Genomic DNA, 13,167 nt, shown 5'->3' with positions numbered 1-13,167 from the left:
CCTGAAGAAGAGGTCTGGTTCGCTGAACGACGCCATGTGGTGCTGAGCGGATGCTTCGCTTCCATAAAGGAATATCAATGCGAGCGACGCGAATGCCGCGGCAAGCGGCTGCGTCTGCGGGCAAACGAGTGGAAAGGGCTGCGGCGGCGCAGCCCTTTCTACTCGTCTGGGGCGTCAGCTTTGCGCGCCAATCCGCTCCATACCGGGAGGAGAGAGCAGCGGAAACGCCAATTCCAGCTGGCGCGCATACTGGAGCAGCTTGGCTTCCTGGAACGGGGCGGCGATCAGCTGGATGCCTATGGGCAGTCCGCTGCTTGAGACACCGCATGGAACGGAAACGGCAGGGAAGCCGGCCAGATTGAAGATGTTCGTGAATCGGTTGAAATGGCCGCTCCGGGGGGCAGGCTGATTTGCCGCGCCGCCTGCCGTTTGTTGGCGGCCGAGCAGCGGCGTCGCGACAGGCATCGTCGGCGTGAGCATGACATCGAACCGCTCGAACGCTTGCTCCAGCGAACGGCGGAGCCGTCTGCGCGCCTGCTCCGCCGCTGCGTAATCGAGGGCGCTGTACTGGCGGCCTTTTTCTATCCGCTGCCTTAGGCCCTCGCGGTAAGGCGAGTCGGGGTTCTTGAGCCGCTCGTCATGATACAGCAGCGATTCGGTTCTCGCGATGACGGTCATCGCCTGCGGGCCCTCCCGCAGCTCCGGGATGGAGTCACACTCGTGCAGCATTGCTCCGGCTTGCCGCAATACGTCCGCTGCCTGCAGCAGGCGGGCGATGAATTCCGGGTCGGCATCCTGCAAGAGCGGTTCGGGCCCGATGGCAACCGTTCCATCCGTTATGGGCATATCGAGACTTTGGCTGTAGTCCTGCCGAACCGCTCGCACGCTGTTCGGATCGCGCGGATCGTAGCCGCTCAGCACATTCATCATCAGCGCAAGATCGCGGACGGATCGCGCCATCGGACCGACGTGATCCAGCGAAGGGGCCATGGGAATGACCCCATGCAGGCTAATGACGCCGTATGTCGGCTTTAGCCCGTATACGCCGCAGCATGCGGCAGGCACGCGAATCGAGCCCCCGGTATCAGAACCTACGGTGACAGGCGTCAAGTCGGCGGCGACGGCGGCCGCGCATCCTCCGCTGGAGCCGCCTGCGGATCGGGCAAGTTCCCATGGATTGCGGCAATCGCCGTAATGGGGGTTGTCCGAGGTGGCGCCCCACCCGAATTCGTGCATATTAAGCTTGCCGAGCAGCAGAGCGCCCGCTTGCTCGAGCCGCCGCCATAAGGTTGCGTGCTCGGCCGGGACGAACCGCTCCAATACGTTGGAGCCTGCGGTCGTGCGCGTCCCGGCGGTGCAGATGAAGTCTTTGACCGCGATCGGCAGGCCGTGCAATACACCTGGTTCCGCGCCTTGCGCCAGACGCTCGTCTGCTTTGCGCGCCGCTTCAAGGGCGTCTTCTTCGCAAAGCGTAATGTAGCAGCGAAGCGTCGGATCATAGGTCCGAATGCGGTGTAAATACGAGCTTAACAAAGCTTCGGATGATATTTCGCGGCGCTTCAGCCTGCCGATCCACTCCGTTGCGTCATGAAACATAGACCTGATCCCCCTCGACCATTTTTTACCATTGTAATGCCGCAATCCGTTGGAGATCAAAATCAATAATAGATGAGAATGTTCTGCATTTACGATGCATTACCTCCCATTCTGCGATGCTGCGGGTCGTGGCCTCTTCCCTAAAAATCAAAACGGGCATTTGCTTTGAGGCGGCTTTCGCCTATACTGAGTACATACATGACTCACATTACTTTTTATAGCAAAGGGATGGGGAACGTTGAAATTCAGGCCTTGTATCGATCTGCATCAGGGGAAAGTGAAGCAAATTGTCGGGGAGACATTGAGCGACAACGACCAAGCGGTCGTCGAAAATTTTGTATCGGAGCACAGCCCAGCGTATTATGCCTCTACGTTCAAGCGGGACGCGCTGTCAGGCGGTCATGTCATCATGCTGGGAGGCGGCAACGAGGCTGCGGCGCTGGAGGCGCTGCAGGAATACCCGGGCGGGCTTCATATCGGCGGCGGAATTACGGCTGATAATGCGCAGTATTATTTGGAACGCGGCGCATCGCATGTCATCGTTACGTCTTATATTTTTCGCGACGGCGAGCTGAATCGGGATCATCTGGAACGAATCGTCTCCACCGTCGGAAAAGACAGGCTCGTGATCGATTTGAGCTGCAAAGAAAAGGACGGCAAATGGTATGTCGTCACCAATCAGTGGAAAACATTCAGCAATTTTGAATTGAACCGGTCCAATATCGAGATGCTGGAGCAGCATTGCGACGAGCTGCTGATTCATGCCGTCGATGTAGAAGGCAAGCGTACAGGCATCCATGAACAGCTCGTAACGAGTCTCGCCGAGTGGGTCTCCATTCCGACGACGTATGCCGGCGGGGCAAGATCTCTTGAAGATTTGGAGCTGTTTGAGCGGATTACGCAAGGCCGGCTCGACATCACGGTCGGAAGCGCTCTGGATATTTTCGGAGGAAAGCTGCCCTATCGGCAAGTTGTCGAATTTTGTGGAAAAAAGTAAGAAAATTTCCGGGGAAATAATTCTGCGGAACTAATGAACAGGACGCCAAGCAGCTCTGCTTATAGGCGTCCTGTTTCATGTGCGGATGACCGCTTTTTTACACGATCCACTCCACGACTTGATCCGCCGATTGCCTTGTTTTTTCTCTCGGCTCCCTAACGCGGTATCCGAACGCCGCCATGCAGGAGACGCCCAATCGTTCTCCGTCAAGCAAGCCTTCTTTTTTCAAAATCGCTTCCACCTTTTCTTTATCAAACCCTTCGATCGGGCAGGAATCGATGCCGATCTGAGCGGCGGCGGTCATCATATTGCCGAGCGCAATATACGTTTGCCGGGTGGCCCATTCGAACATGGCTCTTTCATTATCCAGCAGCTTGAAATCCGACGCCAAAAATTGATGATACCGCGTCGCTCTTTGCTTGGCGGCTTCGGCAGGGAGCTGCTGCACTTCTTCCATAATATGAACGATGTGAGCCGAGCCGGGCAGCAGATCCGCCTTCGTGCGGGAGAGCAGAACGACAAAGTGGCTTGCCGTCGGCAGCTGTTTTTGCGCGCCCCATGATACGGGAAGCAGCTTGTGCCGCAGCTCCGCATTTTGCACGATGAGGAACTTCCAAGGCTCGAACCCGAAGGAGCTGGGGGACAGACGCCCGGTTTCGAGAATAAATTCGAAGTCATCCTGCGGGATTTTGCGGTTCGGGTCGAATTCCTTGCAGGCATGTCTGAAACGATATGCATCCAGAATATGCTGCTTATTCATCTCTAGCATCACTCCTATCGACAAGTATTTGTTTTTGTTTCTATACGCATTATAGTTTGTATATTTACTTCGGAAAAGTACGCACATTTTTGATACGTAGTGTCAAAAGGGATACTTTTGCGAGCCGGGAGCATCGGTGTATGTAGTCAGGGACGTGCTGCCTTGGATTTGTAAAATATAGTCGACAAGACATATAGATTGTCGTATATTCGTTGGTATAGGAAAAAAGTACTATATTGTGAACGGTTTGTACTAGACATGTGATCGCATGCCATCCGCTGCAGCCGGATTCACGCCATAAGCAGCTGCGGTTCGGTTGCAGAGGCAGCGGCGTTCGTTGCGGGCACGCTCCGGCGGCTGCCGTGGCTTTTCGCTGCAGTTTCGCCGATTCGTACAATGCGAATCGCTTGGGCTGCTTGGCCGGGATCGATCGACAGTTGTCTGATTATTTGTTCACAGGAAATTACCATGGGTGAAATCAACCTCCTAAAGTTATCTTGTTTCATGATCTTCAGTATAGCAGCCCGGTTGGACAATCCATGTCCACGCGGCAAATCATCATCGTTCGAACAGGAAGTGTTGTGAATGGTCCAGGAATCGACCTACGGATTACAGAAAGTGATGCGGCTGCTGCAGCTATTCGAGCGCTTCCTGCAAGGAGCATGCATATCGAAAAGATCCGCCGCCGAAGAGTTCGGCGTTAGCGAAAAGACGATCCAGCGGGATATCGAAGACCTCCGCATTTATTTCGCCGATTTTTCTTGGGGCAAAGGAACGGATGCCATTGTTTACCGTCCTTCGGATAAAGGGTACCTGCTCGAATCGGAATACATCCGGTGGCTCACGCCGCAAGAAGTGATGGTCACGGCCAAAATATTGCTCGAAAGCCGCGCGCTGCCAAAAGCCGAGCTGGATCTGCTGCTGGACAAGCTCGCGGATCAATGCGCCAGGCACGACCGGAAACCGATACTCGATGCGATCAACAACGAGCGCTTCCTGTACCAGCCCGTCCGTCATAATAAGCCCGTATTCCGGCTGCTGTGGGACGTCAACCAAGCGGTAAGGGAACGACGCATACTGGAGCTCGACTATGAAAAAGCGGGGACGCCGGATGTCGTGTTTCGAACGGTTGAACCGCTTGGCATTATTTTTTCCGAATTTTACTTTTACCTGATCGCTCACTTGCACAAAGAAAACAAGGAATACCCGGCGATCTACCGGATCGACCGGATTCGCAGCTGCAGGGCGACGGATAGGCGGTTCACCGTCCGCGAGCAGGACCGGTTCCAGGAAGGGCAGTACCGGCAAAAAATTCAATTCATGCAGAGCGGGGAGCTGCTTCATGTCGTATTTCGCTTCAAGGGCACGGCCATTGAAGCGGTGGCCGATCGTCTTCCGAACGCACGCATTACGGCGGAAGGCGAGCACTACATCGTGGAAACGGAAGTGTTCGGGCGCGGTATCAAAATGTGGCTGCTCAGTCAGGCGCAGTATGTCGAGGTGCTGCAGCCGGCTCATTTCCGGGAGGAAATGAGCAAGACGATCGAAGAGATGAGAAAAAATTATTGGAGCGGGACATTCGCAACACATGGACAGGAGCTGTCCAACGGTATGTGCTAAGGTGTTATTGCTGCATTCAAGCTGCATGCAGCACCGCTTATGCGGGAGGCGCTGGACATGACAGATCAACAGTTTCCTTGTAATTCCTGCGGTCTTTGCTGCAAAATGGTGGTTCTCGTTCCGGAGTTGTCGGACTTGGATCGGGGGGACGGGTCCTGCAAGCATCTCGTCAACGACCGATGTTCGATATATGAAACGAGGCCGTTAATATGCAATGTCGATGGGATGTATGAGTCGGTTTACTGGCGGCAAATGAGCAGGGAGCAATTTTACGTTTTAAACCTTACTGCATGTAAGCAATTACAAATGAAAGCCGGATTTCCTGAAGAATATCAGGTCAAGCTGCCGGCCGAACCAGTCAATTAGGAGGCTTACCGGATGCCATTACCATTTATTTTAGCTGGCGCCGCTGCGGTTGCAGGAGTTGTCGGTCTGGTTAAAGGAAGCAAGTCGATTTCCAATAATAATGAAGCGAAAGATTTGAACGAACAGGCGGAGCAATTGTATGAGGAGGCAAAGACGTATCTGGAAAGGTGTAAAGCGGATGCGTCCGAGACGCTGGCGGAGTTAGGCGAAATCAAGCTGCGATCTTGGGACGAACAAATCGGCAGATTCGTCGAGCTCGCTTCGAAGGTTACCCATGTCAGCATGTCCGGAGCCGCTGCTGTGGATATGGATCGGATGGCCGTGATCGGCAAGGAAGAACTGCTGGAGATGCGCGGGGTATCGTTGAAAGCCAGAGAAGTCGTAGCCGGAGGGTTTCAGTCGCTTGGCGCGGGGGCGCTGGCGGGTGTTGCTTCCTACGGAGGGGCGATGATGTTCGCTTCCGCCAGTACAGGAACGGCTATATCAGCTCTGTCCGGAGCTGCGGCAGCGAATGCGACGTTGGCCTGGCTGGGCGGCGGATCATTGGCGGCCGGAGGTCTTGGAATCGCAGGAGGCGCTGCGGTACTCGGCGGAATTGTGGCCGGGCCGGTGCTTGCGATCGGCGGCATATTGATGGAAGCGAAATCGCGCAAAAATTTGGCCGAAGCGAAAGCGAACTATGCGAAAGCTAGAAAAGCGGCCGAGGAATTGAATTCTGCCGCCAGCATGCTGACAGCGATCGCGGATATTGCACAGCAATTTGCGGAAGTGATTATAGAACTAAACGGCCGGATGATGACGGTGCTCCAGCAGATGGAGTACGCTTTGCAAGTGGCGGAAGAGGCGCGTGGCCGGACGTTTACATTCAAGGTTCGCAAGTTTTTCAACCGTTTGGCCGGCAGAAGGGTCCCGCTGCATTACCGCGACTTGTCGCCGGAGCAGCAGCAGCTTCTTCACCTGACGTACGCCTATGCGCAAACGCTCAAGAAGCTGCTGGAAACTCCGCTGCTGGATGCGAGCGGATCTCTCGATGAAAGCTGCGTAGAGGTGTTGGACGGTTCCCGGCAACTGATGCTGCAAGGCGGATGAATCGGGGAATCATGCAGTAAATGGAGGCAGGGGGGAACGGCTTGTCATTTTTTCGAAAAAAAACAAAAGGGGAGAAGACGCAGGAAACGAAAACATCGTTCGTTTCTTCTCAACTCGGAGCCCACATGGCTAGGCATGATGCCCAAGCTACGGATGAAGCAATCAAAGGGATGGGAATGCTGCGCGAGATGGCGCGCAAGCTAATCAACGTCGGCGCAGAGAAAAAGCAGGGGAATTTATTCGAACTGATCGAGGCGACGAAGTTCAACATGGATGCCGCATCCAAAGGGATGGACCATCTGCGTGCAGGTGTTACTGCGATGGAAGGCGATCCGCACGCTGCAGCGGATATCGTCATTCGGAGCGGAGATAAGGTCGTTCGGGAGGTGCAGGCCAAGTCGACGAATAGTGCCGTCAGCGCCGCAAGGATGTTCCGGGAAGCAAAGTATAACGGCATGCAGAAAGTAACGAACACGGAGCATGTCGATACGGTAAAGCGGATTACGGAGAAACGCGCCGACATGAACGGCTTGTACAGCGAGGAGCATCGTGATACGTTTCGCAATGTCAGAGGCGGTCTGGAGCACGACGGCGTTCAATCGAAAGGAACGAGCCATGCCGAGTCGATGCGCGCTGCCGAACATTCGAGGCAATATGCGGCAGGGTTTGAGATGGCGCAGGTCGGCAAAGAAATGCTGAAAACCGGAACGAGCGCGGCCGCAGCCGGTGGGATTGTCGGGGGAGCCATTTCGCTGGTGAAGAACGGCGTTGCGGTTTCGCGCGGTGCTAAAACGTACGGCGAAGCAGCGGTCGACGTAATGAAAGATGCCGGGAAATCCGGGGCGAAGAGCGGTGCCGTCGGCGTCGTTGGAGCAGGGATTCGGGCTGGCGCTTCCAAGGCCGGCATTCAGGCGTTGACCAAGTCGAATGTGGCGACGGCGATTGCGGCCGGGGTGGTGGATTCCGGCGTAACCCTTTTGCGTTATGCCCGAGGCGAAATCAGCGGTTCGGACGCAGCGGAGAAAATCGGGGGAACCGGGATCAGCACCGCCTCCAGCATTTATGCTGGCGCTGCGGCCGGCGCTGCATTCGGACCGGTCGGAGCTCTGGTCGGCAGCGTTGCGGGATATATGGTAGCGTCGGGATTATACCAATCAGCCATGGCGATTCTGAAGGAAGCGCAGTTGAGCGAGGCGGAAGCGCAGCGTATCATTGCGGTATGCCATGAGGCGGAAGAGGCGATGCGGAGCCAGCGCGAGCAGTTCGAGGCTATGGTGGCCGAGAAGTTGGCGAATAACAAGCGCGAATTTACACGATGCTTCAGCGCGATGGACGAAGGGCTGCGGCACGGGCGGTTCGTCGACTCGGTGCTGGCCCTGGAGCAGTTGAATACGGTGTTCGGCCATTCGCTCAAGCTGGCTTCGTTCGATGACTTTCACCGTCATATGAACAACGGCGGTTCTTTGGAATTATAGACGCGGGAAGGCCATGCGATGGGTGGCTAGACAACAAAAAAGAGAGGCGGCTGCGCCTCTCTTTCGCTTTCTACCGGGAGAAAAGCTCCACTTTACGGATTGCATCCACGACACTATCGGCTGTAACCGGGAACGGCATGTTGCCCATGGTGCTTTCCGGCAGCAGCGAGATGCGGGCGATCTCCTGCAGCTCCTGCTCGGTCAGCTCCCGCCGTATGCCGAGCTGCTCCAGCCGGTACGGGATGCCTGTGCTTTTGTAGAAGTCCAGCACTTCGTCCAGATCGCTCTGCGGACGATTCTCGAGGACGAGCTGCACCAGAATGCCATACGCGACTTTCTCGCCGTGATACGCTTCATGCGATTCCGGGATGACGGTAAGGCCGTTGTGGATCGCATGCGCGGCAGCGGAGCGGCAGTTGTCTTCGCCGAGGCCTCCGACGAGCCCGCTGAACAAGATGTTGGCGTCGATCACATGCTGCAGCGCTTCGCTGGGGATGCCCTGCCGGGCGTCTTCCATCGCCTGCGCGCTGTATTGGAGCAGCGTGTCATAGCATAGCTTTGCCGCCTGCAGCCCGCCGATCGTGGGCAAATTTTGCTTTTTGCCAGTAGCCGACATGGGCGCTTCGATCCACTTGGCGAGCGTGTCCGCAATGCCTGCGGACAAATAGCGTACCGGCGCTTGCGCGATAATGTCCGTATCGACGAGGCACAGCAGCGTTCCCCGGTAAAACACCTGGAAGTGGAGGTATACCCCTTCTTCGGAATACATTACCGACAAGTTGGCGACAGCCGCGCAAGTCGCCGCCAGCGTCGGCACGGCGACGAACGGTTTGCCCATCGCATTCGCCAGCGCCTTGGCCGTATCCATAACTTTGCCGCCGCCTACGCCGCAGATCAGATCCGTATCCGGCGCAACGAGCGCCTGCAACCGCGAGACTTCCTCGTAGGAGCATTCTCCGCGGTACTTGTGCACATCATAGCGAAGCCCCGCTTCGTCCAGACTGGCCGTCATCCGCTCTCCGCAGCTGTTCCACGAGTGCTCTCCGGTAATAATAAAGGCCGATCGTCCGTATTGGCCCATCCATTCTCCCGCTTTATGCAAAATGCCCGGTTCGTGAATGTAAGCGTTAGGCGAGCCTAGTACAAAATGAACCCCGTTCATAGTCGTTCCCCCTTGGATGATATGGTGCCTAGTCTAATATTATGGAAGATCCCGCGTCATAGGTCAATGATGCTGAAGTTAGGCGCCGGGTCTGATACAATACAATCCATAGAGAAGCAGAATCGTAGGGAAAAGGAGCGGGATACCATGCACATCCAAGTGAATGATGATATCGTACTGAAACGGCTCGAAGCGGACGACGCCGAAAGCTTGTTTGCCCTTACGGATGCCTCCAGGCATCATCTCCGGGAATGGCTCCCTTGGGTCGACGGTACGGTCCACATAAGAAATACCCGGGATTTCATCGCATTCTGCGAGCAGCAGCATGCCGCCAATAACGGCTTTAACGCCGGCATATGGTATAAGGGAGAGCTGACCGGCTGCATCGGATATCATGCCGTCGATTGGGCGAATAAGAAAACAAGCATCGGCTACTGGCTGGGCGAGCGCTATCAGGGCAACGGCATCATGAGCGGCAGTTGTAGAGCCATGGTGGACCATGCGTTTCACGAGCTCGGGCTCAACCGGGTCGAAATCCGGTGCGGCACGGGAAACGCCAAAAGCAGGGCGATCCCGGAACGGCTCGGCTTCGTCAATGAAGGCCTGATCCGGCAGGCCGAATGGATTTATGACCGGTTTGTCGATCACATCGTATACGGAATGCTGCGACAAGACTGGAACGAAGGAGCTGGCGCGCATGGCAGGCAGGAATCAGGAAACTGAGCCGCAGAGAATGGCGGAAGGTTGTCCCGTCGAATTTACACTGGATCTCATCGGCGGAAAATGGAAGGGCATCGTCCTGTATCACTTGATCGACGGCACGAAACGATTCAATGAATTTCGCCGCATTTGCCCGAGCATGACCCAGCGCATGCTTACGCTGCAGTTGAGAGAGCTGGAGACGGATGGGCTGATTCACCGGGAAGTGTACCGGCAGGTGCCGCCGAAGGTGGAGTATTCGTTAACGCCGCTCGGCCGGACGCTCGTGCCGCTTATCCTGCAAATGAAAGCATGGGGCGAGACGCACCAAAAGGACATCCTTGCGAAAAAAATGCCGGTCGAGCAAGGCTAGACGGTTAGCAGCCGGGCTGAATCGCGGGATCCCGATGGAAGCCGCAGAAACCCACCGCATCGCATTCGTTAGGGAAATACGCAAGTAGCCGCGGGCTGCATTGGACCCGTACCGCTGCACCGGAACGTGCATCATCTCACAGCTGCGCTTGCCGCTGCGCCGTGCGTCTGCACAGGCTGCTGCGGCTTGCCTTGCCTCCCGCTACTCCGACTGCCGCGCGGCCTGAATCAAGGCTGCCGCCTCGGCAGCGGACATATCGCGTTCCGTCGCTTGCGCCATGTCCTTGAGCCGAACGATCCCCGCCGCCGCTTCTTCTTCGCCGATCAAGAGCACGAAGCGGGTGCCTTTGGCCGAAGCGGCGGCGAGCGACTTTTTCAGCTTCCGGCCGCTCCAGTCGATGCGGGTGCGAATGCCCGCTTGGCGCAGCTTCGCGGCGGCAAGGAGCGACGCTTCCGCGGCGTTTCCTATCGGGACAACGACGACGGCGTCTTCCGTCACCGCGAGCCCCCGTTCCTTCAGCAGCTCCATGATCGATTCGATCCCGAAGGAGAGGCCGACGGCAGGGTAGAGGATATCGTCCCGGCCGACGAGCTTGCCGATAATCGAATCGTAACGGCCGCCGCCGCCGAGGCTGGAAGAAAACGTGCCGGTGCTGTCGAAAATTTCATAGACCGTGCCGGTATAAAACGAAAGGCCGCGCGATAAAAACGGATCGAACACACACCAGGGACCGAGTCCGGTTTGGTCGATCAGCGATTGAAGGGCGCGTACCTCCCGGGTGCCCGGACTGTCCGGCATCCCGTACATTGCCGCCAGGTCCGAACAGGATGCCGTTTCCCGCTGAAGGAGCTCCATTACCGCAGCGGATACCGCTGTAGGGATCCCTTTCTCCAACAGTTCGTTCTCGACCCCGGCGGCGCCGATCTTTGCCCATTTGTCCAGCGTCAGCATAACGGACAACTGCATGTCCTCCGTTACACCGATTCGCGACAGCAGCTCGCCGAGAAATCTGCGGTTGTTCCAGCGGATGACGATGCCGATATCGAGCGCGCGGAAAGCATCCACGGCGAGCTGCATCAGCTCCGCCTCGGCCTCCGGGCCTGCGATGCCGACCGCATCGGCGTCGCATTGGATGAACTCGCGCAATCGGCCGCGCTTCACCGGACCGTCGCGGAATACTTTCCCGATTTCATACCGTTTGAACGGCAGCTCCAGACCGGGGTACATCGCCGTTACTTTGGCGAACGGAATCGTCAGGTCGTACCGCAGCGCAAGGCTTCGGTTTCCTTGGTCCCGCAGCTGATACATCTCCTTCAATATTTCATCTCCGCCTGCATATTTGGAAGCCAGCAGCGATTGTTCATTCAGAACCGGCGTCTCCATCGCGCCGTAATCGTACAGCACAAACAAGCGCGCCAGCGTGTCCTGCACTTTTTTTCGAACCGCCTGCTCGGTTCCCCAGTAGTCGAATGTTCCTTTCACGTTTTGCATGCGTCTCATTCCTTCCGCCTGTTTATTTAAAATAACAAAAAAACGCGCCGGACCTCGGGGTCCTGCGCGTTTTGTATGCCGCAGGGAGGCCAACGCGATTAGCGTTAGCCCGCCCTGTCTTATTGAACAGGTGTGCTAACGCCGCTTGTGATGATGAAGTTGTACGAACATACGCTTTGCCATATCGTTCGTCTCCTTCGGAAAGTAAAGTAAACCCATTATAGCGAAAGGGAACGCGAAGCGCAATGTCCCGTTTCAAGAGGTCGATTCAATAGGCTTCGTCATGTGGAAGTATGTTTTCTTGTTGATGACCGTTTCCTTATCCGCGGTATAGCCGAGCTTGCTGTATAAAGCGCGGGCCCGCTCGTTGTACGCCTCGACATTCAAGGCGATCTTGCCGTAGCCGAGCTGTTGTCCGTGGGCTTCGGCTGCGCGGATCAGCTCCGTGCCAAAACCGCGGCCGCCCCAGCGGGATGCTACGGAAAGTGCGTCGATATAATATTCGTCCTCGTCGGCTTCCTTGTCGATCGTGATTGACGGATCGCCGTGGAGGAGGCGCAGCCGTTCGATAATCGACCGGTCGATCGCTGCGGCGTGCGAGCCGTGATAGCACAAGATGATGCCGGCCGGCTCGCCCTCCGCTTCTTTCACCAGGACATTCGTATAGCTGAACCGGTTGCCTTCGCGCTCGAACCAATGCGCCAGAGCCTCCAACACTTCTTGTTCGGTGTCGGCGCCCGTAAGCTGATAACCGATATCTTGAATCGCGTCTAACAATAGGCGAGCGACGGCGGGAGCATCCGCTGGCCGTGCAGGTCGTATACTCATGGTTTCCTCCTGTAAGCGGGTATGGCGACCTGCTCTGTTCGCAAATCAGACGATATCGGCGGCAAGTACATCCAGCGGCCCGCCGGGCGCGGCGATCGGCAGCAGCGGATAGATCGATATCGAGAACATCGGGAAGCCGACATAGTACGGAGTGATCTCGTACAGCTGGAAATAGACGACAATCGATTTATCGGCCAAATAGTAATCTTGATCCGGTTTGATCGACGTAAAGCCGTTCAGCAGCGGAATTTCCCTTTGCTTGATTTGGGTCCGGATTTGTTCGGAAAGGACCTTCACATAATCGGAACCCGGTTTGAACAGGTCGGATAGATTGTACAGCTTGCCGGTATTTACGTCAAATGTGAGCGATTTAATAATCGTGAAGCCATGGGCCATCATCTGGGAATAAGCGTAGTTGCTGAGCAGCAGACTCAGAATGCCCCGTTCGTTCGTCTTGATTTCGTAATGGCCTGTCATCTGCATATGAGTGCCGGTCTGAACTTTTAGCTGCGCTTGCTGCAGCTCATGTACCGCGTTCCATATGGTGCGATTGATGGACTGCTGTACGCCCGGATGGGCGAGTCCGGCAACCTGCGGATAGTAAATCGCCGTACCGGGAGGAGTCGTGATGGCGCCGGTATGAATGGCGACCGGAAATTGAAAAGGCATGCGTAATTCCACCTTCCTGCGTATCGTTCGTTACATTAGCCT

General features: G+C 56.2%; 13 protein-coding genes. 6 read left to right on the top strand and 7 right to left on the bottom strand.

The annotated features are described in order from the left end of the window. Positions 1-174: 174 nt before the first annotated feature. Complete coding sequence (locus KXG62_RS16950; RefSeq protein ID WP_218093182.1) at positions 175-1,596, bottom strand: amidase; 1,422 nt, start codon at positions 1,594-1,596, stop codon at positions 175-177. A 238-nt stretch (positions 1,597-1,834) separates the two neighbouring features. Here KXG62_RS16950 and hisA point away from each other — a divergent pair, with 238 nt between their 5' ends. Beyond that, positions 1,835-2,593 (top strand): phosphoribosylformimino-5-aminoimidazole carboxamide ribotide isomerase, encoded by a 759-nt coding sequence (gene hisA / locus KXG62_RS16945; RefSeq protein ID WP_218093181.1) that lies wholly within the window; start codon positions 1,835-1,837, stop codon positions 2,591-2,593. 97 nt (positions 2,594-2,690) lie between these two features. On the opposite strand, the gene KXG62_RS16940 is transcribed toward hisA, so the two are convergent. Both KXG62_RS16940 and KXG62_RS16935 read right to left on the bottom strand, forming a co-directional pair. Beyond that, complete coding sequence (locus KXG62_RS16940; RefSeq protein ID WP_218093180.1) at positions 2,691-3,353, bottom strand: NAD(P)H-dependent oxidoreductase; 663 nt, start codon at positions 3,351-3,353, stop codon at positions 2,691-2,693. A gap of 290 nt (positions 3,354-3,643) precedes the next feature. After that, a complete protein-coding gene (locus KXG62_RS16935; RefSeq protein WP_218093179.1) occupies positions 3,644-3,823 on the bottom strand; it encodes a hypothetical protein in 180 nt (59 codons plus the stop codon). 115 nt (positions 3,824-3,938) lie between these two features. Between KXG62_RS16935 and KXG62_RS16930 the strand changes: the two genes are divergently transcribed. From KXG62_RS16930 to KXG62_RS16920, 3 genes are all read left to right on the top strand, one after another. Then, a complete protein-coding gene (locus KXG62_RS16930; RefSeq protein WP_218093178.1) occupies positions 3,939-4,973 on the top strand; it encodes a helix-turn-helix transcriptional regulator in 1,035 nt (344 codons plus the stop codon). Between the two features lie 378 nt (positions 4,974-5,351). Beyond that, positions 5,352-6,428, top strand: a complete 1,077-nt coding sequence (locus tag KXG62_RS16925; RefSeq protein WP_218093216.1) for a hypothetical protein — start codon at positions 5,352-5,354, stop codon at positions 6,426-6,428. Positions 6,429-6,469: 41 nt separating this feature from the next. Continuing rightward, the gene (locus KXG62_RS16920) at positions 6,470-7,903 is read left to right on the top strand and encodes a hypothetical protein (RefSeq protein ID WP_218093177.1); all 1,434 of its coding nucleotides are present in this window, start codon (positions 6,470-6,472) and stop codon (positions 7,901-7,903) included. A 70-nt stretch (positions 7,904-7,973) separates the two neighbouring features. Here the strand turns inward: KXG62_RS16920 and KXG62_RS16915 are convergent, their stop codons facing one another. Continuing rightward, positions 7,974-9,065: an iron-containing alcohol dehydrogenase family protein gene (locus KXG62_RS16915; RefSeq protein ID WP_218093176.1), complete on the bottom strand. Its 1,092-nt coding sequence runs from the start codon at positions 9,063-9,065 to the stop codon at positions 7,974-7,976. A gap of 147 nt (positions 9,066-9,212) precedes the next feature. Here KXG62_RS16915 and KXG62_RS16910 point away from each other — a divergent pair, with 147 nt between their 5' ends. Then, positions 9,213-9,788, top strand: a complete 576-nt coding sequence (locus KXG62_RS16910) for a GNAT family N-acetyltransferase (RefSeq protein WP_218093175.1) — start codon at positions 9,213-9,215, stop codon at positions 9,786-9,788. A gap of 10 nt (positions 9,789-9,798) precedes the next feature. Continuing rightward, complete coding sequence (locus KXG62_RS16905; RefSeq protein ID WP_218093212.1) at positions 9,799-10,137, top strand: winged helix-turn-helix transcriptional regulator; 339 nt, start codon at positions 9,799-9,801, stop codon at positions 10,135-10,137. 201 nt (positions 10,138-10,338) lie between these two features. On the opposite strand, the gene KXG62_RS16900 is transcribed toward KXG62_RS16905, so the two are convergent. The 3 genes from KXG62_RS16900 to KXG62_RS16890 all read right to left on the bottom strand — a co-directional run bounded on the left by KXG62_RS16900 (position 10,339) and on the right by KXG62_RS16890 (position 13,125). Beyond that, positions 10,339-11,637, bottom strand: a complete 1,299-nt coding sequence (locus tag KXG62_RS16900) for a histidine--tRNA ligase (RefSeq protein ID WP_246627489.1) — start codon at positions 11,635-11,637, stop codon at positions 10,339-10,341. Between the two features lie 246 nt (positions 11,638-11,883). After that, entirely contained in the window at positions 11,884-12,456 is a 573-nt protein-coding gene (locus tag KXG62_RS16895; protein ID WP_218093174.1) for a GNAT family N-acetyltransferase, read from the bottom strand. A gap of 45 nt (positions 12,457-12,501) precedes the next feature. Then, positions 12,502-13,125 (bottom strand): DUF3298 and DUF4163 domain-containing protein, encoded by a 624-nt coding sequence (locus KXG62_RS16890; protein ID WP_218093173.1) that lies wholly within the window; start codon positions 13,123-13,125, stop codon positions 12,502-12,504. Positions 13,126-13,167: the final 42 nt, after the last annotated feature.

It is taken from the genome of Paenibacillus solanacearum, assembly GCF_910593845.1.
GTDB lineage: Bacteria > Bacillota > Bacilli > Paenibacillales > NBRC-103111 > Paenibacillus_G > Paenibacillus_G solanacearum.
Note: the sequence above shows the minus strand (reverse complement) of the source record. Positions and strands in the feature narration are given on the sequence as shown.

What these genes read in the sequence shown, in the direction of transcription:
- KXG62_RS16935 (WP_218093179.1), bottom strand. Translation starts at nt 3,823, where the DNA reads ATGGTAATTTCCTGTGAACAAATAATCAGACAACTGTCGATCGATCCC.
- KXG62_RS16925 (WP_218093216.1), top strand. Translation starts at nt 5,352, where the DNA reads ATGCCATTACCATTTATTTTAGCTGGCGCCGCTGCGGTTGCAGGAGTT.
- KXG62_RS16950 (WP_218093182.1), bottom strand. Translation starts at nt 1,596, where the DNA reads ATGTTTCATGACGCAACGGAGTGGATCGGCAGGCTGAAGCGCCGCGAA.
- KXG62_RS16900 (WP_246627489.1), bottom strand. Translation starts at nt 11,637, where the DNA reads ATGAGACGCATGCAAAACGTGAAAGGAACATTCGACTACTGGGGAACC.
- KXG62_RS16905 (WP_218093212.1), top strand. Translation starts at nt 9,799, where the DNA reads ATGGCGGAAGGTTGTCCCGTCGAATTTACACTGGATCTCATCGGCGGA.
- KXG62_RS16890 (WP_218093173.1), bottom strand. Translation starts at nt 13,125, where the DNA reads ATGCCTTTTCAATTTCCGGTCGCCATTCATACCGGCGCCATCACGACT.
- KXG62_RS16940 (WP_218093180.1), bottom strand. Translation starts at nt 3,353, where the DNA reads ATGAATAAGCAGCATATTCTGGATGCATATCGTTTCAGACATGCCTGC.
- KXG62_RS16915 (WP_218093176.1), bottom strand. Translation starts at nt 9,065, where the DNA reads ATGAACGGGGTTCATTTTGTACTAGGCTCGCCTAACGCTTACATTCAC.
- KXG62_RS16895 (WP_218093174.1), bottom strand. Translation starts at nt 12,456, where the DNA reads ATGAGTATACGACCTGCACGGCCAGCGGATGCTCCCGCCGTCGCTCGC.
- KXG62_RS16930 (WP_218093178.1), top strand. Translation starts at nt 3,939, where the DNA reads ATGGTCCAGGAATCGACCTACGGATTACAGAAAGTGATGCGGCTGCTG.
- KXG62_RS16910 (WP_218093175.1), top strand. Translation starts at nt 9,213, where the DNA reads ATGCACATCCAAGTGAATGATGATATCGTACTGAAACGGCTCGAAGCG.